The sequence below is a fragment of the Streptomyces sp. NPDC047853 genome (assembly GCF_043204535.1).
GTDB lineage: Bacteria > Actinomycetota > Actinomycetes > Streptomycetales > Streptomycetaceae > Streptomyces.
Genome location: NZ_JBIDCI010000009.1, coordinates 80,435 through 107,273, shown reverse-complemented (window position 1 = coordinate 107,273; position 26,839 = coordinate 80,435). Strand labels below are relative to the sequence as shown.

Here is a 26,839-nt window from a genome sequence, read left to right as displayed (position 1 = left end):
TGCGCTGGTGACGGGAAGTTGTCTAGTTCGATTGTCCGGACATACGCATTGACAGGGCGTACGCTGTGCGCCCACTTTGATTCCATGCGCATCGGGGTCATCGGTACGGGCCGCATCGGCACCGTTCACGCCAACACGCTCAGCCGCCACCGTGACGTCGGGTCCCTGATCCTCACGGACGCCGACCTCGGGCGGGCCCAGGATCTGGCCCACCGGCTCGGCGAGACGGCGGCCCCCGGCGTGGACGAGATCTTCCGGTGGGGCGTGGACGCCGTGGTGATCACGACGGCCACCGCGGCCCACGCCGAACTGATCGGTCGGGCAGCACGCTCGGGGCTGCCGGTGTTCTGCGAGAAGCCCATCGCGCTGGACGTACCCGGCACGCTCCAGGCGATCGCCGAGGTGGAGGCCGCCGGGACGGTCCTCCAGATGGGGTTCCAGCGGCGCTTCGACGCCGGCTACACGGGAGCCCGCGAGGCGGTGCGGTCCGGACGGCTGGGCCGGCTGCACACCGTCCGGGCGGTGACGAGCGACCAGGCGCCGCCGCCGACGGCGTACCTGCCGCAGTCCGGCGGGCTCTACCGGGACACGCTCATCCACGACTTCGACATCCTGCGCTGGGTGACCGGGCGGGAGGTCACCGACGTGTACGCCGCCGGTTCCGACGCCGGGCCGCCGATGTTCCGCGCGGCGGACGACGTGGACACGGGCGCGGCGCTGCTGACGCTGGACGACGGCACGCTGGCCACGGTGACCGCGACGCGGCTGAACGGCGCGGGGTACGACGTGCGCATGGAACTGGCCGGGGAGTCGGACCAGATCGTCGTCGGTCTCGACGACCGTACGCCGATCGCCTCGACGGAGCCGACCGGGCCGCCGGCCGCGGACAAGCCGTGGACCGGCTTCGTGGAGCGGTTCGGGCCCGCCTACGAGGCGGAGCTGGCGACCTTCGTGGAGGTCGTGCGCGGTGAGCGGGCCAACCCGTGCGACGGGCGCGAGGCGCTGCGGGCCCTGCTGATCGCCGAGGCCTGTGAGATCTCCCGGCGGGAGCGCAGGGCCGTGCGGCCGGCGGAGGTCCCCGGCGCCGGTGCCTCCGGAGCGGCCGCGACGGGGTGAGGGCGGGCCGCCGGGTGGACGTCGGGGCCCGGCGTCCGAACGTCGGCCTCAGGAACCCGGCGTCCGAACCTCGGGTCCAGGACCCGGCGCCGGTGCCTCCGGGGCGGCCTCGACGGGGTGAGGGCGGGCCGCCGGGTGGACGTCGGGCCCGGCGTCCGAACCTCGGCCTCAGGAACCCGGCGTCCGAACCTCGGGTCCAGGCCCCGGCGTCAGAGCTCCCGCACCAGGACCGGGCGACCGAGCCCCCGCACCAGGACCCGGCGACCGAACCCCCGCACCAGGACCCGGCGACCGAACCCCCGCACCAGGACCCGGCGTCCGAACCCCCGCACCAGGACCCGGCGTCCGAGCCCCCGTACCAGGACCGGGCGTCAGGGGCCGTCCTCGCCTTACTCGTCCAGCAGCCCCGCGTCGTAGGCCAGCAGCGCGATCTGCACCCGGTTGCCCAGGTCGAGCTTGGCGAGGATGCGGGAGACGTGGGTCTTGACGGTGGCGACGCTCATGAAGAGCTCCGCGGCGATGGCGGCGTTGGCCATGCCGCGGCCGACCGCGACGGCCACCTCGCGCTCGCGGTCGTTGAGCGCGGCGATGCGCGCACGCGCGCGGGTGCGTCTGGTGTCGGCGGTGCCGCCGGCCGCGTGGGCCATCAGCCGCCGGGTCACGGCGGGCGACAGGACGGGGTCGCCGGCCGCGACCCTGCGCACCGCGTCGAGGATCTCCGCGGGCGGGGTGTCCTTGAGGACGAATCCGGCGGCACCGGCGCGCAGGGCCCGCAGCACCTGCTCGTCGGCGTGGAAGGTGGTGAGCACGACGACCTGCGGGGCGTCGGTGCGGCCGCGCAGCCGCTCGGTCGCCGTCAGGCCGTCCACCTCCGGCATCCGGATGTCCATGAGGACGACGTCCGGCCGGGTGCGGTCGACGAGGGCCTCGACCTCGCCGCCGTCGGCGGCCTCACCGACGATCTCGACGTCGCCGGCGCCGCCCAGCATGAAGGACAGCCCGGCCCGCACGAGCGGGTCGTCGTCGACGAGGAGCAGTCTGATCGCAGTCATGGGCCATACGTAATCACGGTTGCCGGTGGCCGACTTGGTCCCCGTGACGGCGGCCGTCCGGTCGCCGGTGATGGTCTCATCCCCACGGCAGCCGGGTCCGCACCTCGAAGCCGCCCTCGGGTGTCGGGCCGTGCTCCAGGGTGCCGCCCGCCAGCGTGGCGCGCTCGGTCAGCCCGATCAGGCCCTGCCCGGAACCGGGCACGGGGGGCACCTCGCCGACGGGCGGGGCGTTGCGCACGGTCAGGGTGAGGCCCTCGCCCGGGGCTCCGGCGACCGAGACGGTGACCTCGGTGCCGGGGGCGTGCTTGCGCGCGTTGGTCAGTGCCTCCTGGGCGACGCGGTAGGCGGTGCGGCCGACGGAGGCGGAGACGCCGGCGGGGTCGGCGACCCGGCCCACCAGGGTGATCTTCATGCCGGCCTCCCGGCACTCGGTGACCAGGGCGTCGAGTGCCGCGAGCGTCGGCTGGGGACGGCCCTGGTCGTCGGAGTCCCCGGCGCGCAGGACGCCGATGATCTCCCGCAGGTCCTGAAGGGCCTCGTGCGCACTCTCGCGGATGACCCCGGCCGCCCGCGCCACCTCCTCCCGGGAGGCGTCGGGCCGGAACTCCAGCGCTCCCGCGTGCACGCTGAGCAGCGTCAGCCGATGCGCGAGGACGTCGTGCATCTCGCGGGCGATGGCCTCCCGGGCCAGCCGTTGCGCCTGTTCCGCGCGCAGCCGCGCCTCGTTCTCGGCGCGCCGGGCGCGGTCGCGCAGGCTCAGCAGCAACTGGCGCTTGGAGCGCACGAGCAGGCCCCAGCCGACGATCGCGGCGGTGAGCAGCAGCCCGATGAGGAGCGAGGCCAGGTAGGGCAGTCCGGGTTCCGGGCGCATCCAGTAGAACAGCGGCTGCACCAGGATGCCCGCGCCGCCCACCCAGGCCACGTACCGGAACGGACGGTGCACGGCGAGCGTGAACAGGGCGACGAGGGCGGCGCCGCCCGAGGTGGCCGAGAGCAGGGAGACGGGCACCATCGCCGCGGCCAGCCCGACCGGCCACCGGCGCCGCAGCCACACCGCGGCGCAGGCCAGCGCTCCGATCACCTGGTCGGCCAGTCGCAGGGCGTCCGACAGCTGCGGCTCCTGGTCGAGGGTGTCCGCGGTCAGCAGTCCGATGCCGACCGCGAGCAGGAAGCAGGTGAAGTCGACGATCCAGTCGCGCCCGGTGCGCCGGGACCGTCCGTCGGCCCGCCGCGCCTGCGGGTACATGTCCTCGACCAGCGCCGCCGGCAGCACCCAGCGCCGCTTGGCGAACGCGGAGGGCGTCGTGGCCTGCTCGTCACTGTTCACGGTCGACAAATCTACGCAGGGGCGGCCGCCGCGACGGCCGGGAGAGCGGGATGAGCGACCGAAGTCGCGAAGGTGTCGACTTTCGGCGTTCCGGCCCGTACGCACCGGGGCCTTTCGTCGGACAGGGCTCGCCCCGCGGCCGATGTGTGTGGGGGGACCGCGGGGCGAGAGTCGACGGCATGAAGGAGTTGCTGGAGTTCCTGGGCCTGATGGCCGTGATCCAGGGCGTCGCCGGTCTGGTGCACGAGTTCACCGACTGGCACTGGGGCCTGGTGCAGCGGATCGGTTTCCTCGACGGCTACGAGGTCTACGCGAGCGTGGTGCTGCTCGCTCTCGGCGGCGCGCTGTTCGCCGCCGCCGAGAGCCGGAGCGGATGACCACCGCTCAGGGCCGGACCGGGGTGTTCAGCAGCCGTGGTCGACGAGGTCGAACGAGGCGTAGTGGTCGGCCGTGTAGTAGTCCTCACGGGTTGCCTCGCCGGTGACGATCCGGCGGGCGCCACGGGTGTCGGAGCCGGGGGTGATCACCGTGTACTCGTGGTAGTAGCCGGTGGACCGGTCGGGCAGGATGCCCTCCCGGTTCTGGAAGACGGTCCCGTCCTGTTCGAAGGGATAGGGGCCGCCTCGCTCGATCAGGTCGAGGGTGTCGTGCGCCTGCGCGGGCAGGTCGCTGAGGCAGATCTCGCCGACCGCGGCGGGGGCGGCGCCCGCGGTGGTCGCGGAGACGGTGCCGCCCACGAGGAGGGCGGACAGGACTGCGGCTGCTGCGCCGAGCCGAGCGGCGCGTGGGGGGAATCGCATGACCTCATGATGACGCGCGTAGACAGTGGCATGTCAATGACAAGTACGTGGAGGTTACCGGTAAGTCGTATGGCGTTTCGGCGAGTTCGCGGGCCGAGGTCGACGTCCGTTCACCGCCGGTACGAGCCCCGGCGGTCCGCTGGGATGGGGTCATGGACACGAACACACTCACTCATCCCACCGCTCCGCTGACCGGCCGGGCCGCCCTCGTGACGGGCGGCAGTCGCGGCATCGGCGCGGCGACCGCGGTGCGGCTGGCCCGGGAGGGCGCGGACGTCGCCTTCACCTACGTGAACGGCAAGGAGGCGGCCGAGGACGTCGTACGGACCGTCGAGGCGCTGGGGCGCCGGGCGGTGGCCCTGCGGGCGGACGCCGGTGACGCGGCCGAGGCCACGGGGGCGGTGGAGCGGGCCGCGGACGCCCTCGGCCGCCTCGACGTGCTGGTCAACAACGCGGGCGTCGGGCTGCTCGGCCCCGTCGAGGGCTTCTCGGTCGGCGACCTGGACCGGGTGCTGGCCGTCAACGTCCGGGGCGTCTTCCTCACCGCCCGGGCCGCGGCCGCCCGCATGAGCGACGGCGGGCGGATCATCACCGTCGGCAGCTGCATGGCCCTGCGAGTGCCGGGCCCCGGCGGGACGCTCTACGCGATGAGCAAGGCGGCGCTGGTCGGGCTGACCAAGGCGCTCGCCCGCGAACTGGGCGGCCGGGGCATCACCGCGAACATCGTCCATCCCGGACCGATCGACACGGACATGAACCCGGCCGACGGGCCGTACGCCGAGGGACAGGCGGCGCTGACCGCGCTGGGCCGCTTCGGCACGGCCGAGGAGGTGGCCTCGACCGTCGCCCACCTGGCGTCGGCCGGGTACGTCACCGGGGCGGAGTTCTCGGTGGACGGCGGCCACGCGGCCTGACGCCGACGGCGGACCCTGCGCACGAGGCGCTCGGGAAGCCGCCGGTGACGGGTGATGCGCGTGGGGCGCGCCGGTGCTGTCCAGGCCGGGCGCGCCCCACGGGTCGGGGTGGGTCAGCCGCCGAGCTCCTGGTGGCGGGCGGCGAGGTGGGCCGCTCCGTCCTCGGTCAGGGAGCCGAACAGGCGCAGGCGGGAGATGCCGCCGTCGGGGAAGATGTCCACGCGCGCGTGGGTGCCGACGGCCGCCTCGGGCAGGACGAAGCGGTGGTTGGTGTCGGGCTGCATCCGGGTGCGCGGCAGGATCTCGCGCCACTCGCCGTCCTCGCCGTCCTTCACGGACACCGAGGCCCAGCCGGCCGAGTTGCCCTTGAGGTACGCGGTGTCGATCTCGATCGCGCGGATCTGCGAGCGGTCCACCAGCCGGTAGCGGATCCAGTCGTTGCCCTGGTCGCGGCGGCGGCGGGTCTCCCAGCCGTCGTCCATCTTGCGGGAGCGGCCCGGCTGGATGGTGTTGGTGGCCGGCGAGTAGAAGAGGTTCGAGGCGTCCTCGGCCCGGCCGCCGTTCTCCAGGGCGACCACGTCGAAGGTGCCGAGGGCGGTGAGCCACGCCGGGTCGGGCACGACCTCGCCGTACACGCGCAGGCGGGCGATGCCGCCGTCCGGGTGCTGCTTGAGGCGCAGGTGGGTGAAGCGCTGCTCGGCCAGGACGGCGAAGCCGTTGGCCGCGTGGCCGCCGACCGCCGTGCGCGGGACCAGGGTCGTCCACTTGACGTCGTCCGCGAGCAGCTCCCCGGGCGACGGCGAGCCCTCGACCGAGGTGCCCTCGACGGAGACGGCCTGCGGGTAGTTGCCGCGGAAGTGGGCCGTGTCGACGACGATGCCGCGGATCACGCCGGGGGCGCCGAGGCGAATCAGCGCCCAGTCGTGGTCGTCCTCGGTGGGCCAGGGGTGCTCGGCCGAGGCGCCGCGCCGTCGGCGGGTCTCCCAGCCGTCCATGACCTTGCCCTTGTGCCCGAAGTGCTCGGGGTCGAACTCGGCGGGCTCCGGCACCAGCAGGTTCTCGCGCTGGGCGAAGAACTCGTCGTTGGCGGCGACGACACCCGCGCCGAGCTGCCGGTCGGCAAGGTTGGCGTACTGGGTGAAGGGGAGGTCGGCGGTGCGGTAGTCCGCGTACGGGTCGCCGCCTCCGTAGGGGTTCGCGTCTCCGGTGAAGCTGGCCAACGAGGGGTTCTGCTGGGCCGTCACGGTGATCAGGTGTTCCTTTCGGGGTCGTTCGTGGAGTGTGTGGTTCAGGGGGTCCGGACGCGTCAGGCCCGGTCGAGGAGCTGTCCCTTCGGCTCGGTGAACGCGCCGTCCGCCACGACGCGCCGTCCGCGCAGCCAGGTGGACTTCACGACGCCGTACAGGGTCTTGCCCGCGTAGGCGGTGACGCGGTTGCGGTGCTGGAGGGCGGCCGGGTCGACGGTGAAGGTCTCGTCGGGGGCGAGGACGGCGAAGTCGGCGTCGTGGCCGGCGGCGATGGCGCCCTTGCGCCCGTCGAGTCCCACCTGGCGGGCGGTGTTCGCGGACATCCAGCGCACGATGTCCTCCAGGCCGAGGCCCCGCTCACGGGCCTTGGTCCACATCGCCGGGAGGCTGAGCTGGAGGCCGGCGATGCCGCCCCAGGCGGTGGCGAAGTCGTCGGTCTTGAGGTCGGCGGTGGACGGCGAGTGGTCGGTGACCACGCAGTCGATGGTGCCGTCGACCAGTGCCTGCCACAGCAGGTCCTGGTTGGCGGCCTCGCGGATCGGCGGGCAGCACTTGAACTCGCTGGCGCCGTCGGGCACTTCCTCGGCGGTCAGGGTGAGGTAGTGCGGGCAGGTCTCGACCGTCACCCGCACGCCGTCGGCGCGGGCCTCGGCGATCAGCGGCAGGGCGTCGCTGGAGGACAGGTGGAGCACGTGCACGCGGGCGCCCAGCCGCTTCGCCTGGGCGAGCAGCCCGGCGATCGCGGTGTCCTCGGCGTCGCGCGGGCGGCTGGCGAGGAAGTGGGAGTACTTGGGGCCGCCCTGCTGCGGGGCCGCGGCCAGGTGGTGCGGGTCCTCGGCGTGCACGATCAGCAGGCCGTCGAAGGCGGCGATCTCCGCGAGGGAGCGGGCCAGCTGCTCCTGGTCGAGGTGGGGGAACTCGTCCACGCCCGAAGGGGAGAGGAAGGCCTTGAAGCCGAAGACGCCGGCCTCGTGCAGCGGGCGCAGGTCCTTGACGTTGTCGGGCAGGGCGCCGCCCCAGAAGCCGACGTCGATGTGGGCCTTGTCCGCGGCGACCTCGCGCTTGGTGCGCAGGTTGTCGACCGTGGTGGTCGGCGGGATGGAGTTGAGCGGCATGTCGACGAGGGTGGTGATGCCGCCGGCCGCCGCGGCGCGGGTGGCGGTCCAGAAGCCCTCCCACTCGGTGCGGCCGGGGTCGTTCACGTGCACGTGGGTGTCGACCAGGCCGGGCAGGACGACGTGGTCACCGACGTCCTCCAGCCGGGCGCCCGCCGGGACGGGGGCGTCGTACGGCAGGACGGCCGTGATCTTCTCCCCGGTCACCGCGACGGACGCGGCGCGTGTCCCCTCGGGAGTGACGACGCGCGTCGAGCGCAGCACCAGTTCAGCCTCGGACACCCGAACCCCTCTCTCCGCCGATCTCCGCCGACGATTTCAACGTTCTGTTGAAGGAGTCTTCATTCCCGGTTCCACCTCGTCAAGAGGCACCCTTTGTGTAGGCGTGACCACGACCGAGCCCTGGACGTTTCCACAAAGCGGAATTAGAATTCCAGCAAGCAGAACGTAGCTACGTACAAGCCGGTAGTCAACCGGCCGCCGGGTACGCTTCTTTCCTCCCGCCAGCCCCGAAAGGAACGTGCCGTGCCGACGTCCAGCGCCAGCACCACCGACTCCGCCAGGTCCGCCACAGGCGGCGTCCAGTCCCTGGAGCGCGCCTTCGACCTGCTCGAACGGATGGCGGACGCGGGCGGCGAGGTCGGCCTGAGCGAGCTGTCCGCGAGCAGCGGGCTGCCCCTGCCGACGATCCACCGCCTGATGCGCACCCTCGTGGCCTGCGGATACGTACGCCAGCAGCCCAACCGCCGGTACGCCCTCGGCCCCCGCCTGATCCGGCTCGGCGAGTCCGCCTCCCGGCTGCTCGGCACCTGGGCCCGCCCGCACCTGGCCCGGCTGGTCGAGGAGACCGGCGAGACGGCGAACATGGCCCTGCTCGACGGGGACGAGATCGTGTACGTCGCCCAGGTGCCGTCCAAGCACTCGATGCGCATGTTCACGGAGGTGGGCCGGCGCGTGCTGCCGCACTCCACCGGCGTGGGCAAGGCGCTGCTGGCGGACTTCCCGGCGGACGAGGTGCGGGCGCTGCTGGGCCGGACCGGCATGCCGGCGGCGACCGAGAAGACGATCACCACGCCGGACGGCTTCATCGCGGCGCTGGCGGACGTGCGGCGCCAGGGATACGCGATCGACGACAACGAGCAGGAGATCGGCGTCCGCTGCCTGGCCGTATCGGTGCCGAACTCCCCCACCGCGGCCGCCATTTCCATCTCCGGCCCGGCGGGCCGGGTCACGGAGGCCGCGACCGACCGCATGGTGCCCCTGCTCCAGCAGGTCGCGGCCGAACTGTCGGAGGCCCTGCTGGCGTCGAACGGCACCCCGGCCGCCTGAGCGCGCGCCGCCCGCGGTCCCGGCCACGTCCCGGGCGGCTCCTCAGCGGCGGGGCGGGTCGCCGAAGAGCTCCACGGCCCGGCGGACCTCCGCCAGCCCGGGCGACAGGGCGCTGACCGAGCCGATCGCGCCGGCTATCAGCAGCAGGGAGCGGTGCAGCCGGGAGATCTCGGGCACTCCGTGCGCCGTCATCGCGGCGAGGTCCGCCAGTTCCTCCTCGGCCACCACCCGGTCCGGGAAGTCGGCCGGCAGCGCCGCGAGCCGGCGGCGCAACCGCGACACCGCGGTCCGCAGTTCCGCCACTCTGACGTCCTCGTCGCCGACCGTCACCTGCGCCTGCCCCAAGCTCCGCAACACAGCCCCTCCCCCTCGCACCCCGCCGGCCGCACGCCGTCGTGCGCCCCTGCGCGGGAACGTGCCGAGCACCCCGTGCGCTGGTCGGGCGCCGGAGACGCGGGTCAGTAAACGCCACCCGGAGCCCGCCGCGCCACTGGGCGGACCGAAATTCAGTCCTATGAGCAGCCCGCCGCTCACCGCACCGCGGGCGCACCCGCCGGACCACACGCCGACCGGTCGGGTATGCAGGACCCATGACTGACGACGAAGACCAGGTGACGGGGTTGCTGCTGGCCGCCGGCGGCGGGCGGCGGCTCGGCGGACGCCCCAAGGCACTGCTCGAACACCGTGGACGCCCGCTCGTCGAACACGCGGTCGCCGCCCTGCGGGCGGCCGGCTGCACCCGCGTGCATGTCGTCCTGGGGGCGCGCGCCGAGGAGGTGCGGGCGCGGGCGGCGCTCGACGGGTGCGTCCTGGTGGACAACCCCGGCTGGGAAGAGGGCATGGGGTCCTCGCTGCGCGCCGGGCTGGGCTCGCTGGCCGGCACCGGAGCGCGGGCCGCACTGGTCTCCCTGGTGGACCAGCCCGGCATCGGGGCGGAGGCGATGAGACGGGTGCGCGCCGGGTACCGGGACGAGACCTCGCTCGTCTCGGCGGCGTACTCCGGGGTGCGCGGGCATCCCGTCCTCCTCGGCGCCGCCCACTGGGCGGGCGTCTCGGCGACTGCGGCCGGGGACCGGGGGGCACGCGCCTACCTGAGGGCACACGAGGCGGAGATCGCGCTCGTGGAGTGCGGGGAGGTGGCCCAGCCGTACGACATCGACACCGCGGCCGACCTGCGCCACCTTGAGTGAGGGCCGTGGCACTGGGCGCCACCTTCCCTCGACTCAGAGAATCTCGACATCAACACTCCTTGAAGTTCCACGATGAGGAAACTACTATCCACTGACCAGAAGCACTCCATCGCGCTGTTGAGTGCGCAATGCCCGTTACGTGCCCGTTGGCACCCGGTGCCACCGCTGAAGGAAGTGACAGCTCATGTCCGCACCAGCGCCGTCCACGCTGGCCATCGTCGACGCCGAGCCCCTGCCCCGGCAGGAGGAGGTCCTCACCGATGCGGCGCTCGCCTTCGTGGCCGAGCTGCACCGGCGGTTCACGCCCCGGCGTGACGAGCTCCTCTCCCGCCGTGCGGAGCGCCGCGCCGAGATCGCCCGCACCTCCACGCTCGACTTCCTCCCGGAGACCGCCGCGATCCGCGCGGACGACTCCTGGAAGGTGGCCCCGGCCCCGGCCGCGCTGAACGACCGCCGCGTCGAGATCACCGGCCCCACCGACCGCAAGATGACCATCAACGCCCTCAACTCGGGCGCGAAGGTCTGGCTCGCCGACTTCGAGGACGCCTCCGCCCCGACCTGGGAGAACGTGGTCCTCGGCCAGCTCAACCTGACGGCCGCCTACACCCGCACCATCGACTTCACCGACGAGCGCACCGGCAAGTCGTACGCCCTGCGCCCGGACGCGGAGCTGGCGACGGTCGTCATGCGCCCGCGCGGCTGGCACCTGGACGAGCGCCACCTCCAGGTCGACGGCCGTCCGGTGCCGGGCGCGCTGGTCGACTTCGGCCTGTACTTCTTCCACAACGCCCAGCGCCTGCTGGACCTCGGCAAGGGCCCGTACTTCTATCTCCCGAAGACGGAGTCGCACCTGGAGGCCCGCCTCTGGAACGAGGTCTTCGTCTTCGCGCAGGACTACGTGGGCATCCCGCAGGGCACCGTCCGGGCCACCGTCCTGATCGAGACGATCACGGCCGCGTACGAGATGGAGGAGATCCTCTACGAACTGCGCGACCACGCCGCCGGGCTGAACGCCGGCCGCTGGGACTACCTGTTCTCCATCGTGAAGAACTTCCGCGACGGCGGCGCCAAGTTCGTCCTGCCGGACCGCAACGCGGTGACGATGACCGCCCCGTTCATGCGGGCGTACACCGAACTCCTCGTGCGCACCTGCCACAAGCGCGGCGCGCACGCGATCGGGGGCATGGCCGCGTTCATCCCCTCACGGCGCGACGCCGAGGTCAACAAGGTCGCCTTCGAGAAGGTCCGCGCCGACAAGGACCGTGAGGCGAACGACGGTTTCGACGGCTCCTGGGTCGCCCACCCCGACCTGGTCCCGATCGCCATGGAGTCCTTCGACAAGGTCCTCGGCGACCGGCCGAACCAGAAGGACCGGCTGCGCGAGGACGTCGACGTGCGGGCGGCCGACCTGATCGCGATCGACTCGCTGGACGCCAAGCCGACGTACGCGGGTCTGGTCAACGCCGTGCAGGTCGGCATCCGTTACATCGAGGCGTGGCTGCGGGGCCTGGGCGCGGTCGCCATCTTCAACCTGATGGAGGACGCGGCCACCGCCGAGATCTCCCGCTCGCAGATCTGGCAGTGGATCAACGCGGAGGTCGTCCTCGACAACGGCGAGCAGGTCACGGCGGAGCTGGCCCGCAAGGTCGCCGCCGAGGAGCTGGCGAACATCCGCGCCGAGATCGGCGACGAGGCCTTCGCGTCCGGCAACTGGCAGCAGGCCCACGACCTGCTGCTCACGGTGTCGCTCGACGAGGACTACGCCGACTTCCTGACGCTGCCCGCCTACGAGCAGCTGAAGGGCTGACGCCCGGTCCGCTCACGGACACGCCCGCGCCCCCGGTACCGCACAGCACCGGGGGCGCGGGCCCGTGTTCAGGACAGGTGCCGGGACCAGTCCGGCGCGGCGGAGGGCTTGCCGTGCAGGTCGGGGACCCGCTTGAGCCAGTCGGGACGCCCGCGCCGGGTACGGGCCGCGCGGGCGGCGTCCTCGGCGGCGAGCTCCTCGCGGGACGGGAAGTCGGTGGGCAGCCAGTCGCGCGAGGCGCGCACCCGCGCGGACAGCCAGCCGACGTAGGCGTCCCTGACCTCGTCCGGGGTGTCGAAGCCGGCCTCGCGGGTCAGCCAGTCGTCCGGCACCCGTGCGACCACCTCGCGCAGCAGCTCCTCCGTCACCTTGGGCGCCAGCTCGGCGTCGGCCGCCCGGACGTCCGGCGCGTACCGGCCCAGGGCGTGGTGGCGGAAGTCGTACGCCTTCTCCGGCGCGGAGGCGTCCCAGCGGTGGTGGAAGACCAGGGCCGCGCCGTGGTCGATGAGCCACAGGCGGGCCGGCGCCACGCCGAGGGTGGGCCAGACCATGAGGTTGGAGCTGTGCACGGTCCGGTCGACGTTCACGGTGAGGGCGTCCAGCCAGACGACGCGGCCGGCCTCCCCGGGGCCGACGGGGAAGTCCCTCGCCAGTTCGGGCGTGAGGTCGGCGCCGCCCGACAGGTAGTCCATGCCGAGGTTGAGCCCCGCGCTCGCGTTCAGCAGGTCCCGCACCTCCTGGTGCGGCTCGTCGGCGGCGGCCCGGGGGTCGAAGTGGGCGAGGACCAGCTCGGGCACCCGAAGCCCCAGCTCACGGGCCAGCTCCCCGACGATCACCTCCGCGACCAGCGCCTTGCGGCCCTGCGCGGAGCCGGTGAACTTGACGACGTAGGTCCCGAGGTCGTCGGCCTCGACGACACCGGGGACGGAGCCGCCCGAGTGCAGGGGCGTGACGTAGCGTGTCGCGCTGACGCTCCTCAGCATCCTGTCTCCTCCCCGGCCCGTCCGGAACCACGCGGTCGCCGCCTCCGGGCTCCGGCACCGCCCGAGCATAGTGACCAAGCGTGACAGATCGGCGAGCGGTCCCCCGGAGCGTGGCGGGGAACGACCGCACCCCCGCCCCTCAGGGCTCCCGCAGCGGGTTGGGCAGCGGCCGGTAGCGGGCGTCGGCGCCGTCCGCGCCCGTCCAGCGGAGCAGGAGGTTGGTCTTGCCGGGGAGGCTGGGCGAGGCGAGGAGCGCGGGGATCTCGGGCAGGTCGTGCCGGGCCAGGGCGCGGCGCGCTGCGGGCCAGGGGTCGAGGCCCGGATGGTGCTCGGCCAGGGCGCCGGCGATCTCGCAGAGGTGGTTGACGACCAGGCAGTAGACCAGCCGTTCCCAGCCGGCCGCCCGGGAGGTGTCCGGCAGCAGCTTCACGCCCTCGGCGTCCCGGAACAGGGCCTGCACCGGGGTGCCGGCGGCGTCCACCGCGACCAGGGTGTTCTGCAGGTGTGCCTCCAGGACCACGCCGTCGTCGGCGAAGGCGGTCAGCACCGGCGGGACGACGGCGGCGAGGTACGCCTCCCACCAGGCGGCCGGGTCCGTGGTGCGCTCCAGCGGGCTGCCCGGGAAGCCCTCCACCAGAGCGGCGGCGAGCAGCGGGGTCGCGCCGGGCAGCACGCGGCCGCGCAGCCCGTCCCGCACGACGACGGCCAGTTCCTCGAAGGCGAAGTCCGTGGTGCGGTGCCCGCGGTCGGCGAGCCAGGCCGCCGGGGGGCCGATGGCGTCGAAGGCCTCGCTGACCGCCGTGTCGGTGCGGCGCAGCCTCAGCAGGTCGTGCCGCCACAGGCGCCGGATGTCGTTGGTGATGCGGACGTCGAGGCTGAACTTGAGGAACAGGTCGCGCCCCGGCGGGTACGCGGGGGCGTACACCGTGCGCACCGCGGCCGTCGGCCAGACGGGGAAGCCCGTGGTGCCGAGCCGGCGGATCCGTCCGTCGGCGAAGGCCGGGGCCAGGGCGGCCGAGGCCAGCCGGAGCTGCCAGGGGTGGGCGGGCAGCATCCGGTAGCCGGGCGGGGCTTCGCCGAGGGCGTCCAGCGCGGTGGTGTCCCCCTCGTCGACGACCGTGTCCTCGCGCACCGCCAGCAGGACCAGCGGGAAGCGGGCGTGCGCCTCGGGCGCGTAGGGCAGCCAGTCGGCGTGCGGGCCGCCGCCGCGCGCCTTGGGGGCGGGGTGGTGGGTGTGGCCGGTGAGGAGGGACTGCTCGGAACGGACGTACGGGTCCTCGGGCGGGGTCGCCCGCGCACGGGCCGTCAGCAGCGCGGCCACCGCGTCGCGGCTGTCGGTCATCTCGGTGGGCAGTTCGTGGTTGGGCAGTCCGGTGTGCCGGCGCAGTTCCTCGGCGACGAGTTTCACCAGCTCGGCGTGGCCGGCGCGGTGCCATCCGCCCGCCGCGTACACCTCGGGCTCGGCGGGCCGCCGGCCTGCCCGCACCCGCAGCAGTCGGCCGCCGGGCAGCCGGTACACCGGCCGGGCGCCGGGGTCCGGCAGCCGTTCGGCCACTTCGCGCAGCAGGCAGTTGAGCAGCGGTACCGCGGCGTAGGCGTCGGCGCGTTGGGCGTCATCGTCCCGGGGTGCGGCGTCGGCGCCGGTGGGTGGGGGCAGGAAATCCACGCGTTCCACTCGTTCCCTACGGTCTGTCAAAGGGTGGAGACGATCAGTATGTCTGTCGTCGTTCCCGAGCAGTGCCGTCCCGTTCGACCCGAGGAGTCCGCCCGTGCACCGTCCCTGCGCCACCGAGGCCGAGGTAGCCGACGAGCTGGCGGCCGTGCGCCCCGCTCTCGTGGCCCGGTTCGCGGCCGAACTGCCCGGCGCCCGCGCCGCGGTGCTCTCCCGGCTCTGGCGTGCGTTCGCCCACGAGCCGATGCCGTGGATCGCGGGCCGCGAACCGGCCCGGGGGGAACTCGTCCTGCGCCTCCGGGACGGCCGACGGCTGGCCGGTCCGGCCGCGGACCCGTACCGCACGGACCCGTACGTGCGGGTCGTACGGCTGGACGAGGTCGGGTACGACGATCCGGCGCGGCTGATGACCGACCTCGCCGTACCGCGTTCCGCGGGGTTCGCCGCCGAACTCGGGCACAGTGCCGCGTCGCTGGCCCTGTCGCACGCGGCCCGCGAGGATCACCCGGACGAGTGGCCGCGGACCGACTGGGCCTGGGAGCAGCGGGTGGTGGACGGGCATCCCTTCCACCCCAACTGCCGCGCCCGGCCCGGCTTCTCGGTGGCCGAACAGCTCGCGTACGGGCCCGAGCACGGGCCCGTGGTGGGGCTCGGCCTGGTGCCGGTGGCGGAGACCGGATGCCTGGTGACGGGGGCGTGGCCGCGGGAGCTGCGGGACGGTGCGCGGATCCTGCTGCCGGTGCATCCGTGGCAGGCCGCGCACGTGCTCCGGCGACCGTGCGAGGGACGGCTCGCCGCGCATCCGCTGATGTCCCTGCGCACCCTCGCGGTGCCCGGCGGACCGCACGTCAAGACCGCGTTGAGCGCCCGGCTGACGTCCTCGGTGCGGGACATCTCGGTCGCCTCCGTCGCCGCGTCGGCGACCCTGTCGTCGTTCGGTGAGGAGCTGGCGGCCCGCGCGGACGGCCTGCTCCACGTGACCCGCACCCTGGGCGCGGCCACCGCCCACTCCCCCGACCTCGCCGCCGTACTGCGCGAGTCGCCGCGGGTGTACGCGGCCGCGGGCGAGCACGTCGTCCCGGTGGCGGCGCTGGCGACCACCGCACTGCCCCGCTCGCCGCGGTGGACGGCCCGCTTCGCCCGTCTTGCGCTCACCGTGGGGCTGCGCGCGCTGGAGCTGGGCGTGGCCCTGGAGGCGCACGGCCAGAACCTCCTGGTGGTGCTGTCCGCGACGGGCGAGCCGCTGCGCCTGGTCTACCGCGACCTGGCCGACATCCGGGTCTCGCCGGCCCGCCTGGCCCGCCACGGTGTCCCGGCCCCCGAGCTGCCCTCCCGCATGCTCACGGACGATCCGGACGCCCTGCGCCGCAAGTTGTTCGGTTCGCTGGTGGGGGGCGCGCTGGCGTCGGTCGCGGGCTCGGGCGCGGCGCTGCGGGACGCCCTGGGGACGGCCGTGCGGGAACTGCCGCGCACCCCGGACCTCGCGGCCCTGTGCGGGGCGCCGCTGCCGGTCAAGGCGCTGACCCTGATGCGCACTTCGCCCGGGAGCGGCGGGGATCAGTGGGCACGGCTGCCCAATCCGCTGGACTGGAAGTGACGCCGGGACGTCCGCGCGGCCTCGTTTTGGAGCCCGGCCCCGTTGATCCATAAGATCCGCCGATGATCACAAGAACACGGCTGGCGGCGGGCGCCTGTGCCCTGGTCGCCGCGCTGGCGGCCGGGATCGCCTTCCCGGCCGGGGCGTCGGCCGGTGAACCCACGGGTAAGGACGCGCCGAAGGTCGACCTGGTGCTCGACGTCAGCGGTTCGATGCGGACACGGGACATCGACGGCGGTACGCGGATGGCCGCGGCGAAGCAGGCCTTCAACGAGGTGCTCGACGCGACGCCCGAGGAGGTGCGGCTGGGCATCCGGACCCTGGGCGCCGACTATCCGGGCGACGACCGCAGGACCGGCTGCAAGGACACCGCGCGGCTCTACCCGGTGGGACCGCTGGACCGTACCGAGGCCAAGACCGCGGTGGCGACGCTGGCGCCCACCGGCTGGACGCCGATCGGCCCCGCCCTGCTGGCGGCGGCCGACGACCTCGACGGCGGCGACGGCTCCAAGCGCATCGTGCTGATCAGCGACGGCGAGGACACCTGCGCCCCGCTCGATCCGTGCGAGGTGGCCCGCGAGATCGCCGCCAAGGGCATCGGGCTGACCATCGACACGCTGGGCCTGGTCCCGAACGCCACCATGCGGCAGCAGCTCAGCTGCATCGCCGAGGCGACCGGAGGGACGTACACCTCCATCGAGCACACCGACGAACTCACCGACCGGGTCAACCAGTTGGTGGACCGGGCGGCCGACCCCGTGGTGACCCCGGTCGCCACCGAGGGCGCCGGCACCTGCGCGAAGGCGCCGACGCTGGAGTCGGGGCTGTACACCGACCGCGCGGAGTTCGGGCAGCAGCGCTGGTACCGGGTGGACGTGCTGCCCGGACAGGAGGTGCGCGCCTCGGTGAGCGTGGGCGCCGACCGGGCGGTGAACCCGTCCTACGGCGTGCTGCTGCGGGCGGTCACGCTGCACGGCCGGGAGATCGTGCGCGGCGAGGCGGCGGGCGACGGCCGTACGGACGTGATCTCCACGGGCCTGCGCTATCCGAAGGCGGAACGCGACGACGCGGACGCGGACAAGCCGGCCGCGGAGACCGTGTGCCTCCAGGTCACCCACTCCTTCTCCGTCGCCGCGGGCGTGAAGACCACGCCCGGGCTGCCGCTGGAGCTGACCGTCGACGTCGTGGAGGGGCCGTCGGACGCCGACGACGTGGCCTCCTTCGGCCTCGGACGCGGGTGGTGGCTGCTCGGCGTGCTGGTGCTCGTCGGCTTCCTGGCCGGTCTGCTGTGGGGCTGGCTGTCGCGCTGGCGGTTCGCGGTCTGGAGGACCAACTGATGCGTGTCGGACACACCTTGACGGCCGCGGCGCTCCTGCTGGGCGTCGCCGCGTCGCCCGCGGCGGCGGACGCGTCGCCCTCCGCGAGCCCGTCGGAGGACGGGGGCGCGCCGACGGCGGCGGGCACCTCCTTCCGCACGGCGGCCGAGATCGAGCAGGGGCGGCCGGCCACGGCGAACGGCGCCGCGGGCGACTACCTGTACTGGTCGTTCCCCGCCGACGCCGGACAGCGCCCCACCGTGCGGGCCACGGTGAGACTGCCCGAGACACACGCCGCCGAGACCTGGCGGGTCGACGTCTACGACGGTCTGCGGCGCCGCCAGGCCTGCCAGTACGGCGCGCAGACCCGTACGGCGGCGGCGGACGCCGGCTCCGTGGAGCTGGCCTGCGTGCTGCGCACCGTGCGTGCCTGGTCCGAGCCGTGGGCGAACGACCCGCTGCCCGGGACGTACTACGTCCGGCTGACGGTCGTGGACCTGCCGACGTCCGACCTCGGCGTCCGGGTGGGCGCGCAGGTCGAGGTGGACTCCAAGGACATGGGCGGGGCGTCGGCGGTGGACGGTTCGCTGTCCGAGCCGCTGGTGCCGGGCGCGGCCGTGCGGCCGGACGCCGACGAGGACGACGCCGACCGCGGCGCCGTGCTGTCCGCGATCGAGCCCGAGGACGGCTGGTCCTCGGGCTGGTGGTCCGACCGGTGGGTGTGGACCGGGATCGGGGGTGTGCTGGCCGCGCTCGCGGGCGTCGGCGGATACGCGCTGACCCGCGGCTCGGGGCGGCCCACCCGGGTGCCGCCGACAGCCTGACCCCCGGACGGCCCGACCCTGCCAGGCCCGCTCACGGGCTGCCGGACTCCAGAAGGCCGCCAGGAGGCCGCCAGGAGGCCGCACACCGGCCACCCCACCTCGGAAGGCCCGCTCACCGGCGGGCCTTCCTCCGTGTCAGCCCTCGCGGAGCGCCTTGGCCGCCGTGCCCTCCCCGGTCACCTCGACGCGGCCGTCCCGCACCGCGTCCCGCAGGCTCAGCTCGCCGCGGCCGATGGCCGCGCAGGTCGGGGCGTCCAGCACGATCCGGGCGCCGGCGCCTCGGGGGGCGGGGCCGTCGCCGTACACCGGCTCCTGTCCGTCCGCCCCCGCGTACAGGTGGAACTCCCCCTCGTCCAGCCCGACCTCGACGACCTCCTCACCGGCCCCCGCCTCCCGCAGGGCGCGCCGCAGCGGCAGCGCGAACCAGTGCGCCCGCACGGCGTCCGTGGGCCGCCGCTCCCCCAGCTCGCCGGCGCCCCACGCACCGAGCGCCTCCAGCACCGGCAGCAACGCGCCTCCGCGCGGGGTGAGTTCGTAGACGTACGCCGCTCCCGGCGGGGGCAGCCGCCGCCGGGTCGCCAGGCCGCCCTGCTCCATGTCCTTCAGCCGCGAGGCGAGGACGTCCGTGCTGACGCCGGGCAGGTCGGCGTGCAGGTCGGTGTAGCGCCGCGGACCGGCGAGCAGCTCCCGGACGATCAGCAGGGTCCAGCGGTCGCCGACGGCGTCGAGCGCGCGGGCGGCGGAACAGTACTGGTCGTAGCTTCGGCGAGGTGGCATGCGACGCAGTGTAGACAAGTTGTTGGACTTTCCAAGCTCCTACTTGGTAAAACCAAGCAACACCAGTCACCGGAGGGGAAGCGCGGCATGGAGTTCCGGCAGTCGAACAAGCTCAGCGAGGTCTGTTACGAGATCCGCGGCCCGGTCATCGAGCAGGCCAACGCACTGGAGGAGGCGGGGCACAGCGTGCTGCGCCTGAACACCGGCAACCCCGCGCTCTTCGGTTTCGAGGCGCCGGAGGAGATCCTCCAGGACATGATCCGCATGCTGCCGCAGGCGCACGGCTACACCGACTCGCGCGGCATCCTCTCCGCCCGCCGGGCCGTCGCCCAGCGCTACCAGGGCCTCGGCCTGGAGGTCGGCGTCGACGACGTCTTCCTCGGCAACGGCGTGTCGGAACTCGTCTCCATGGCCGTCCAGGCGCTGCTGGAGGACGGCGACGAGGTGCTGATCCCCGCCCCCGACTTCCCCCTCTGGACGGCGGTGACCACCCTCGCGGGCGGCAGGGCGGTGCACTACCTCTGCGACGAGCAGGCCGAGTGGTACCCGGACCTCGCGGACATGGAGTCCAAGATCACCGACCGCACCAAGGCGGTCGTCGTCATCAACCCCAACAACCCCACCGGGGCCGTCTACCCCAAGGAGATCGTCGAGGGCATCCTCGACCTCGCCCGCCGGCACGGCCTCATGGTCTTCGCCGACGAGATCTACGACCAGATCCTGTACGACGACGCCGTCCACCACTCGGCCGCCGCGCTCGCGCCCGACCTGGTGGTCCTGACCTTCTGCGGGCTGTCCAAGACCTACCGGGTGGCGGGCTTCCGCTCCGGCTGGCTGGTGGTCACCGGGCCGCGGCAGCACGCGCGCGACTACCTGGAGGGCCTGACCATGCTGGCCTCCATGCGCCTGTGCGCCAACGCGCCCGCGCAGTACGCCATCCAGGCCGCGCTCGGCGGCCGCCAGTCGATCCACGAGCTGACCGCGCCCGGCGGCAGGCTGCGCGAACAGCGCGACGTCGCCTGGGAGAAGCTGAACGAGATCCCGGGCGTCTCGTGCGTGAAGCCCAAGGGCGCGCTGTACGCCTTCCCGCGCATCGATCCCAAGGTGCACCGGATCCACGACGACGAGCGGTTCGTCCTGGACCTGCTGCTGCGCGAGAAGATCCAGGTGGTCCAGGGGACCGGCTTCAACTGGCCGGGCACCGACCACTTCCGCATCCTCACCCTGCCCCACGCGGACGACCTGGAGGCGGCCATCGGCCGCATCGGGCGGTTCCTGGGCGGGTACCGGCAGTGAGCCGGGCACCGCGGTGCGCGATGCCCGGTGCGGACGCATAGCCTGGGGCCCATGGGTGATCTCTTTCTCGTCCGGCACGGTGAGACCGAGTGGTCGCGCTCCGGGCGGCACACCGGGCTGACGGACGTTCCACTGACCGAACAGGGGCGGGAGCAGGCGCGGAGCCTGGTGCCGCTGATCCGGTCCCACCGGATCGGGGCCGCGTTCGTCAGCCCCTTCCAGCGCGCCCGGGAGACCGCCGAGCTGATCGGCCTGCACGGGGTGCGGATCGATCCGGACCTGCACGAGTGGGACTACGGCGGGTACGAGGGGATCACGACGGTCGAGATCCACCGCAGCCGTCCGGACTGGTTCCTGTTCACGGACGGCGTCACGCCGGGGCCCCCGGAGCACCCCGGGGAGACGCCCGAGCAGGTGGGTGAGCGGGCGGACCGGGTGCTGGCCCGGGTCGAGGCCGCCTTCGCCGACACCGAGGGCTGCGTGGTGCTGGTGGCGCACGGACACTTCCTGCGGGTGCTGACCGCGCGGCACCTGGGGCTGGAGCCGTCCCACGGGGCGCTGTTCCAGCTCGGCACGGGCACCCTGTGTCGGCTGGGCACCGAGCACGGGCGGCCGGTGGTCGCCGCCTGGAATGTCAGACCTCCGTCGTAGTCTTCGAAGGCGTCACCGGTGACGGGACCAGTGACGGAACCGATCGCGGAAGGAGACGCCGTGGCCCCCTCGCCCACCGCCGCGCAGCGGCGGGTCATCGACGCCGCCGACCCCGTGACCGGCCGCCTGCGGGGGACGCGGACGCAGCTCGAGGCGCTGGTCAGGCGCGGGCTGGCCTTCCGGCACCCGCGCCCGCCGCACGACCACTTCCTGACCCCGGCCGGGCACCGGATACGCGAGACGCCGGCCGGGCCCGCGGCGGCCCCGGCCCCCGAGCCGGCCGCACCGTCCGCGGGCGGGGTCTTCGCCGCGCGGGTGGGCGGCGAGGAGACCGTGCCGGGCGAGGCCGGGCCGGCGCGGCTGCGCGAGGTGCGCGGCGCCTGGCAGGGGCTGTTGGAGCTGCGCCGGATGACGCACTCCGACGGGAGCAGGGACCGGCCCTGCGCCTGGGAGCGTACGCACCTCGTGCAGGCCGCCGCGCTCGCCCTGGAGGCGGCGGGCCGTCGCCCGGCGGGGCCGGACGGTGGAGCCGGGTACCGGGTGCGGGCGACACCGCAGCCCGAGGCGGTCGCCGTGCACGAACCCGACGGCGCGGCGCTGCGGGCCTGCGCGGCGACGCTGGAGGAGGCGGGCTGGCAGGTCGGGGAGCACACCGAGCCGCGGACGCGGGAGCGCTACCTGCTGGCCTCCCCGCGGAAGGTCTGAACCACCCGTGTCAGGATCGGTGGGGCGGCATCCGCCGTACCGGTACGAGAAGAGGCGACACCCGTGAGCGAACCGTTCTCCGTCCCCGTGACCGTCCGCGGGTACGAGACCGACACCCAGGGACACCTGAACCAGGCCGTGTACCTGAACTACGCCGAGCACGCCCGCTGGTCGCTGCTCCGCGCGGCCGGCATCCGGCAGACCGACCTGGTCGCCCGGGGTGTGGGTCCGGTCGCGCTGGAGACGACCATCCGCTACCGGCGGGAGCTGCTCGCCGGTGACGAGGTGGAGGTGTCCTGTGTCTTCGAGTGGGGTGAGGGGAAGACCTTCCGGATCGTGCAGGTCCTGAGCAAGGCGGACGGCACCGTCGCCGCCGAGATCGAGGCCGTCGGCGGGCTCATGGACCTGACCGCCCGCAAGCTGGTGGCCGATCCCCGGCAGCGGTTCCGGGAACTGGCGTCGGACCCGGGCCTGTTCGGCCTGTGATCCGACGCCGCGCTCGTGCGGGCCGGCGCCTCCGAGGGAGGCGCCGGCCCGCCTAACGCCCGGGGCTCACCCGGTGCGGGGCTCACGTCCCGGCCGGGGCCCGGGTCGCGGTCGCGCCGGTGATCTCCTCCCCCGCCTCCATCGGATGGGTCACGTCCTCCGCGTCCTGTCCCTTGCCCAGGTGGTTGAAGACCAGGTTGAGCAGGACGGCGGCCAGGCAGCCGGTGGAGATGCCGGAGTCGAGGATGATCTTCGCGTTCTCCGGGAACGAGTGGTAGAACTCCGGGGCCGCGATCGGGATGATGCCGACGGCCAGGGAGACCGCCACGATCAGGACGTTGTTGTCCTTGTCGAGGCTCGCCCGCACCAGGGTCTGGATGCCGCTGGCCGCGACGGAGCCGAAGAGGACCACGCCGGCGCCGCCGAGGACCGGGCGGGGCACGACGGCGATCAGCGAGGCCGCCATGGGACACAGACCCATCAGCACCAGGAAGCCGCCGCCCGCGGCGACGACGTAGCGGCTGCGGATCTTCGTCATCGCGACCAGGCCGATGTTCTGCGCGAAGGCGCTGCACATGAAGCCGTTGAAGAGCGGGCTGATCGCGGAGCCGAGGGTGTCGGCGCGCAGGCCGGCCGCGATGGTCTTCTCGTCGGCCTTGCGGTCCACGATCTCGCCCAGGGCGAGCATGTCGGCGGTGGACTCGGTCATCGAGACCACCATCACCACGCACATGGAGAGGATCGCGGCGAGCTGGAACTGCGGGGCGCCGAAGTGGAACGGGGTCGGGAAGCCGACGATGCTGGCGTCCGCGACCGGTCCGAAGTCCGTGACGCCGAAGGGGATCGCGATGATCGTGCCCGCGACCAGGCCGAGCAGTACGGCGATCTGCTTGACGAAGCCGCGGGTGAAGCGGCGCAGCAGCAGGACGATGACGAGGGTGATCGCCGCCAGGCCCAGGTTGGTCGAGGAACCGAAGTCGTCCGCCTCGGGACTGGAGCCCTGCGCCCACCCGAAGGCGACGGGCAGCAGGGAGATGCCGATCAGGGTGATGACCGTACCGGTGACGACCGGAGGGAAGAACCGGATCGCCTTGCTGAAGAAGGGGGCCGCGAAGAAGCCTATGAGTCCGGCGACGATGACGGCGCCGAAGATGATCGGCAGCGCGTCGGACTTGTCCTCGGTGGAGGCGACGATCGCGGTCATGGGGGCGACACCCGCGAAGGTGACGCCGTTGACGAAGGGCAGCCGGGCACCGATCTTCCAGATGCCGAGGGTCTGCAGGAAGGTGGCGAGGCCGGCGGTGAACAGGCAGGCGCCGGTCAGGAAGGTGAGTTCGGTCGCGGACAGCCCTATGGCCGCGCCGACTATCAGGGGTGGTGCCACTACTCCGGCGTACATGGCGGCCACGTGCTGCAGGCCGGTTGTCGCCATCTTGAGGGGCGGGAGTTTCTCGTCTACAGGGTGGTCGGCCACGGCGGCGTCCCTCCGGTCGGTTACGCGTCGGCTCTGACGCGGGTGTCATGGAGGTGGTGCGGGTGGTGACGGTCGTGCGGGACCGTGACGGACCGTCTGGGGAAACGGTGACCGCTCCCGGGGCGTGCGTATGGACGCACGCCCCCGGAGGCGGCCGCCATGGACCCCGCTCGGGTCCACGGCTACCGGCCGAAAGCCGTCCCTCTCGGCCGGAGATCAAGGGGTGTTCGACTGCGGGTCGTTCAGGCCTGTGCGGCGATCCTCGCCAGGCGCTGCGCCTCGTCCCGGGTGGAGCGGGCGATGGCGTCCTCGTCGACCGTCAGCAGCCGGCCGTCCTCGACGATCTGGCGGCCGTTGACGAACGACGCCGTGACCGGGGCGGCCGCGCCGAAGACCAGGGCGGTCACCGGGTCGGCGATGGAGGAGTGGGCGAGGGTGTCCATCCGCCACAGCACCAGGTCGGCGAGCTTGCCCGCCTCCAGGGAGCCGGTCTCGGCGGCACGGCCGAGGACCTGCGCGCCGCCGTAGGTGCCCAGGCGCAGCGCCTTGCGGGCGTTCAGCGCGGCCTCGCGGTGGGCGCCGAGGCGGTTGACGAGCAGGGCGTTGCGCAGCTCGGTGTGGAGTTCACCGGACTCGTTGGAGGCGGTGCCGTCCACGCCGAGGCCGACCGGGACGCCGGCGGCGAGCATGTCGGGCACCCGGGCGATCCCGGCGGCCAGGCGGGCGTTGGAGGAGGGGCAGTGGGCGACGCCGGTCTTCGTGCGGGCGAAGGCCGCGATGTCGGAGTCGTTCATGTGGACGCAGTGCGCCATCCACACGTCCTCGCCGAGCCAGCCGGTCGACTCGAAGTAGTCGGTCGGGCCCATGCCGAACAGCTCGTGGCAGAACTTCTCCTCCTCCACGGTCTCCGAACCGTGGGTGTGCAGCCGCACGCCGAGCCGACGGGCCAGCTCCGCGCCCTGGCGCATCAGTTCGGTGGAGACGGAGAAGGGGGAGCAGGGGGCGACGGCGACCTGGGTCATCGCGTCGAAGGAGGCGTCGTGGTGCTCCTTGACGGTGGCCTCGGTGGCGGCCAGCGCACCGTCCAGGCTCTCCACCGCGAAGTCCGGCGGCAGCCCGCCGTCGGACTCGCCGCGGTCCATGGAGCCGCGGGCGAGGGTGAAGCGGACGCCCATCTCCTGGGCGGCGCCGATGATCGCGCCCGACAGGTCGCCGGAGCCCCGCGGGAAGACGTAGTGGTGGTCCATGGCGGTGGTGACACCGCCGCGGGCCATCATGGCCAGCGAGCCCTGGGCCGCCGCGTACGCCATCGGCTCGTCGATGCGCGCCCAGGTCGGGTAGAGGGCGACCAGCCAGTCGAACAGGTTGTGGTCGGTGGCCAGGCCCCGGGTGATCCACTGGTAGAAGTGGTGGTGGGTGTTGACCAGGCCGGGCGTGACCAGGTGGCCGGTCGCGTCGATCCGGCGTACGACGTTCTCCAGGCCCTCGGGCGCCGCTCCCGCGCCGACGGACTCGATCCGGTTGCCGGCGAGGACGACGTGGCCCGAGGCGTACTCGGTGTCCCCCGCGTCCACCGTGGCGATCGCGCAGTTCTCGATGACCACGTGCTCGGCTGCCGATGATGCTGCCATGCTGCTTCCTTGTCTTTCAGTGGGGCCCGTGGGCGGGTGGGTGAGTACCCACGGGGAGGGCACGGCAGGACCCTAGGAGGATTTGAGTGCCGGAGCCGTCGGACGGCTCCGGGTGCCGAGATGGTGGAAGAACAGGTTGAGCGTGACCGCGACGAGCGCGCCGGCGCTGATGCCGGAGCCGAGCACGGTCTGCGCCCAGGCGGGGAACTCGGCGTAGAAGGTCGGCGCGGCCAGCGGGATGATGCCCGCACCGAGGGCCACGGCCACCAGGATGATGTTGGAGCTGTCGTCGAGGCCCGCCTCGGACAGGGTGCGGATGCCGCTGACCGCGATCGAGCCGAAGAGCACGATGCCCGCGCCGCCGAGGACCGGCATGGGGACCAGGGAGACGACCGCGCCGAGGACCGGGAAGGCGCCGAGGACGAGCAGGGTGGCGCCCGCCACGGCGACGACGTAGCGGCTGCGTACCCGGGTGAGGGAGACGACGCCGACGTTCTGGGCGAAGGCGGAGGTGGGGAAGCCGCCGAAGACGGGGCCGATCAGGGTGGCGAGGCCGTCGGTGCGCAGGCCGCGGGTGATGACCTTGGCGTCGGCGCGGCGGTCGCAGATCTCGCCGAGGGCGAGCATGCCGGCGCTGGACTCGGTCATCAGGACCAGCATCACGATGCACAGCGACAGGATGGCCGCGGGCTGGAACTCGGGGGCGCCGAAGGCGAAGGGGGTGGGCAGGGCCGCGACCGGCGCCGACTTCAGGGCGCTGAAGTCCGCCATGCCGGCCGGGATGGCGACCAGGGTGCCGACGAGCAGGCCGACGAGCAGGGCGACCTGCTTCAGGAAGCCCGCGCCGAAGCGCTGCATGACGAGGATGACGGCGAGGGTGAACGCGGCGAGCGCGAGGTTGCCCATGGAGCCGAAGTCGGCGGCGGTCTCGTCCCCGCCCTGTGCCCAGCCGACCGGAACCGGCATCAGGGTGACCCCGATGAGGGTGATCACCACGCCGGTGACCAGGGGCGGGAAGAAGCGGAGCAGCCGGCCGAAGAACGGGCCGACGACGAGGCAGAAGACGCCCGCGACCATCACCGCGCCGTAGATGGCAGGGAGTTGGCTGCCCTCGCTGTTCGTCTCGGCGATGGCGAGGATGGGCGCGATGCCGGCCGAGGAGGCGGCGTTGACGAAGGGCAGGCGGTTGCCCACGAAGCCCTTGACGCCGAGGGTCTGGAGCAGGGTCGCGACGCCCGCGATGAGCAGGCTCGCGGCGATCAGCCGGGTGCGGCCCTCGACGTCGAGGCCGACGGCCTGGCCGATGATGAGCGGAGGAGTGACCACACCCGCGTACATGGCGGCGATGTGCTGGAGCGCGGCGGGGACGAGCCGCGAGGGGTGGAGCTTCTCGTCCACCGGGTGCACGGACGTGACGGCGTCCTCGGTGTGCTCCGGCGGGGTGGAATCCAGGCCTTCGGCGGGCCCTTTCGCAGGCAGTGCCATGGTGTTTCCTCCGGTGTGGCGCGCCCCCGGGTCCGGACGGAGGGC

The 26,839-nt window shown here is 73.4% G+C and carries 25 protein-coding genes; 13 read left to right on the top strand and 12 right to left on the bottom strand.

Features of this window, described 5'->3' with window-relative positions:
* Positions 1-84: 84 nt before the first annotated feature.
* Positions 85-1,116: a Gfo/Idh/MocA family oxidoreductase gene (locus ACGF5T_RS18695; RefSeq protein ID WP_366766368.1), complete on the top strand. Its 1,032-nt coding sequence runs from the start codon at positions 85-87 to the stop codon at positions 1,114-1,116.
* A gap of 389 nt (positions 1,117-1,505) precedes the next feature.
* Here ACGF5T_RS18695 and ACGF5T_RS18690 read toward each other — a convergent pair whose 3' ends face one another.
* Together ACGF5T_RS18690 and ACGF5T_RS18685 are read right to left on the bottom strand one after the other, a co-directional pair.
* Positions 1,506-2,168 carry a response regulator transcription factor gene (locus ACGF5T_RS18690; protein WP_366766369.1) on the bottom strand — a complete coding sequence of 221 codons (663 nt, stop codon included), beginning with the start codon at positions 2,166-2,168 and terminating at the stop codon, positions 1,506-1,508.
* A gap of 76 nt (positions 2,169-2,244) precedes the next feature.
* Positions 2,245-3,495 (bottom strand): histidine kinase, encoded by a 1,251-nt coding sequence (locus ACGF5T_RS18685; protein ID WP_356607179.1) that lies wholly within the window; start codon positions 3,493-3,495, stop codon positions 2,245-2,247.
* Between the two features lie 179 nt (positions 3,496-3,674).
* Here ACGF5T_RS18685 and ACGF5T_RS18680 point away from each other — a divergent pair, with 179 nt between their 5' ends.
* A complete protein-coding gene (locus ACGF5T_RS18680; RefSeq protein ID WP_361009660.1) occupies positions 3,675-3,872 on the top strand; it encodes a hypothetical protein in 198 nt (65 codons plus the stop codon).
* Positions 3,873-3,899: 27 nt separating this feature from the next.
* On the opposite strand, the gene ACGF5T_RS18675 is transcribed toward ACGF5T_RS18680, so the two are convergent.
* A complete protein-coding gene (locus ACGF5T_RS18675; RefSeq protein ID WP_356607183.1) occupies positions 3,900-4,295 on the bottom strand; it encodes a ribonuclease domain-containing protein in 396 nt (131 codons plus the stop codon).
* 152 nt (positions 4,296-4,447) lie between these two features.
* Between ACGF5T_RS18675 and ACGF5T_RS18670 the strand changes: the two genes are divergently transcribed.
* On the top strand, positions 4,448-5,209 hold the full coding sequence (locus ACGF5T_RS18670; RefSeq protein WP_356607185.1) for an SDR family oxidoreductase: 762 nt from the start codon (positions 4,448-4,450) through the stop codon (positions 5,207-5,209).
* Between the two features lie 113 nt (positions 5,210-5,322).
* On the opposite strand, the gene alc is transcribed toward ACGF5T_RS18670, so the two are convergent.
* Positions 5,323-6,453: an allantoicase gene (alc, locus tag ACGF5T_RS18665; protein ID WP_356607187.1), complete on the bottom strand. Its 1,131-nt coding sequence runs from the start codon at positions 6,451-6,453 to the stop codon at positions 5,323-5,325.
* Between the two features lie 62 nt (positions 6,454-6,515).
* Positions 6,516-7,853 carry an allantoinase AllB gene (gene allB / locus ACGF5T_RS18660; RefSeq protein WP_356607189.1) on the bottom strand — a complete coding sequence of 446 codons (1,338 nt, stop codon included), beginning with the start codon at positions 7,851-7,853 and terminating at the stop codon, positions 6,516-6,518.
* A gap of 243 nt (positions 7,854-8,096) precedes the next feature.
* Here allB and allR point away from each other — a divergent pair, with 243 nt between their 5' ends.
* On the top strand, positions 8,097-8,900 hold the full coding sequence (gene allR, locus ACGF5T_RS18655) for an allantoin degradation transcriptional regulator AllR (RefSeq protein WP_053139235.1): 804 nt from the start codon (positions 8,097-8,099) through the stop codon (positions 8,898-8,900).
* A 42-nt stretch (positions 8,901-8,942) separates the two neighbouring features.
* Here the strand turns inward: allR and ACGF5T_RS18650 are convergent, their stop codons facing one another.
* The gene (locus ACGF5T_RS18650) at positions 8,943-9,257 is read right to left on the bottom strand and encodes a DUF5955 family protein (protein ID WP_356607191.1); all 315 of its coding nucleotides are present in this window, start codon (positions 9,255-9,257) and stop codon (positions 8,943-8,945) included.
* Positions 9,258-9,490: 233 nt separating this feature from the next.
* On the opposite strand from ACGF5T_RS18650, the gene ACGF5T_RS18645 reads away from it, so the two are divergent.
* Positions 9,491-10,090, top strand: a complete 600-nt coding sequence (locus ACGF5T_RS18645) for a nucleotidyltransferase family protein (protein WP_366766370.1) — start codon at positions 9,491-9,493, stop codon at positions 10,088-10,090.
* Between the two features lie 184 nt (positions 10,091-10,274).
* Positions 10,275-11,897, top strand: a complete 1,623-nt coding sequence (gene aceB / locus ACGF5T_RS18640) for a malate synthase A (RefSeq protein ID WP_356607195.1) — start codon at positions 10,275-10,277, stop codon at positions 11,895-11,897.
* 68 nt (positions 11,898-11,965) lie between these two features.
* On the opposite strand, the gene ACGF5T_RS18635 is transcribed toward aceB, so the two are convergent.
* Positions 11,966-12,880, bottom strand: coding sequence for a HipA family kinase (locus tag ACGF5T_RS18635; RefSeq protein ID WP_361009650.1), 915 nt, complete (start codon positions 12,878-12,880; stop codon positions 11,966-11,968).
* Between the two features lie 139 nt (positions 12,881-13,019).
* The gene (locus tag ACGF5T_RS18630; protein ID WP_366766372.1) at positions 13,020-14,555 is read right to left on the bottom strand and encodes an IucA/IucC family protein; all 1,536 of its coding nucleotides are present in this window, start codon (positions 14,553-14,555) and stop codon (positions 13,020-13,022) included.
* Between the two features lie 94 nt (positions 14,556-14,649).
* Here ACGF5T_RS18630 and ACGF5T_RS18625 point away from each other — a divergent pair, with 94 nt between their 5' ends.
* From ACGF5T_RS18625 to ACGF5T_RS18615, 3 genes are all read left to right on the top strand, one after another.
* On the top strand, positions 14,650-16,149 hold the full coding sequence (locus ACGF5T_RS18625; RefSeq protein ID WP_366766373.1) for an IucA/IucC family protein: 1,500 nt from the start codon (positions 14,650-14,652) through the stop codon (positions 16,147-16,149).
* Between the two features lie 62 nt (positions 16,150-16,211).
* Complete coding sequence (locus ACGF5T_RS18620; protein ID WP_366766374.1) at positions 16,212-17,486, top strand: VWA domain-containing protein; 1,275 nt, start codon at positions 16,212-16,214, stop codon at positions 17,484-17,486.
* Positions 17,486-18,289 carry a hypothetical protein gene (locus ACGF5T_RS18615; RefSeq protein ID WP_366766375.1) on the top strand — a complete coding sequence of 268 codons (804 nt, stop codon included), beginning with the start codon at positions 17,486-17,488 and terminating at the stop codon, positions 18,287-18,289. The genes ACGF5T_RS18620 and ACGF5T_RS18615 overlap by 1 nt, the downstream gene beginning before the upstream one ends.
* 135 nt (positions 18,290-18,424) lie before the next feature.
* Here the strand turns inward: ACGF5T_RS18615 and ACGF5T_RS18610 are convergent, their stop codons facing one another.
* Positions 18,425-19,066 (bottom strand): helix-turn-helix domain-containing protein, encoded by a 642-nt coding sequence (locus tag ACGF5T_RS18610; protein ID WP_366766376.1) that lies wholly within the window; start codon positions 19,064-19,066, stop codon positions 18,425-18,427.
* Between the two features lie 87 nt (positions 19,067-19,153).
* Here ACGF5T_RS18610 and ACGF5T_RS18605 point away from each other — a divergent pair, with 87 nt between their 5' ends.
* The 4 genes from ACGF5T_RS18605 to ACGF5T_RS18590 all read left to right on the top strand — a co-directional run bounded on the left by ACGF5T_RS18605 (position 19,154) and on the right by ACGF5T_RS18590 (position 22,204).
* The gene (locus ACGF5T_RS18605) at positions 19,154-20,362 is read left to right on the top strand and encodes a pyridoxal phosphate-dependent aminotransferase (RefSeq protein ID WP_366766377.1); all 1,209 of its coding nucleotides are present in this window, start codon (positions 19,154-19,156) and stop codon (positions 20,360-20,362) included.
* 51 nt (positions 20,363-20,413) lie between these two features.
* Positions 20,414-21,013, top strand: a complete 600-nt coding sequence (locus tag ACGF5T_RS18600) for a histidine phosphatase family protein (protein ID WP_356607210.1) — start codon at positions 20,414-20,416, stop codon at positions 21,011-21,013.
* Between the two features lie 60 nt (positions 21,014-21,073).
* Positions 21,074-21,718 carry a hypothetical protein gene (locus ACGF5T_RS18595; RefSeq protein WP_361009635.1) on the top strand — a complete coding sequence of 215 codons (645 nt, stop codon included), beginning with the start codon at positions 21,074-21,076 and terminating at the stop codon, positions 21,716-21,718.
* Between the two features lie 63 nt (positions 21,719-21,781).
* On the top strand, positions 21,782-22,204 hold the full coding sequence (locus ACGF5T_RS18590) for an acyl-CoA thioesterase (RefSeq protein WP_366766378.1): 423 nt from the start codon (positions 21,782-21,784) through the stop codon (positions 22,202-22,204).
* An 82-nt stretch (positions 22,205-22,286) separates the two neighbouring features.
* Here the strand turns inward: ACGF5T_RS18590 and ACGF5T_RS18585 are convergent, their stop codons facing one another.
* The 3 genes from ACGF5T_RS18585 to ACGF5T_RS18575 all read right to left on the bottom strand — a co-directional run bounded on the left by ACGF5T_RS18585 (position 22,287) and on the right by ACGF5T_RS18575 (position 26,794).
* A complete protein-coding gene (locus ACGF5T_RS18585; RefSeq protein WP_361009631.1) occupies positions 22,287-23,678 on the bottom strand; it encodes a nucleobase:cation symporter-2 family protein in 1,392 nt (463 codons plus the stop codon).
* Positions 23,679-23,920: 242 nt separating this feature from the next.
* Complete coding sequence (locus ACGF5T_RS18580; RefSeq protein ID WP_366766379.1) at positions 23,921-25,309, bottom strand: 8-oxoguanine deaminase; 1,389 nt, start codon at positions 25,307-25,309, stop codon at positions 23,921-23,923.
* A 72-nt stretch (positions 25,310-25,381) separates the two neighbouring features.
* Positions 25,382-26,794 (bottom strand): nucleobase:cation symporter-2 family protein, encoded by a 1,413-nt coding sequence (locus ACGF5T_RS18575; protein WP_366766380.1) that lies wholly within the window; start codon positions 26,792-26,794, stop codon positions 25,382-25,384.
* Positions 26,795-26,839 lie beyond the last annotated feature (45 nt).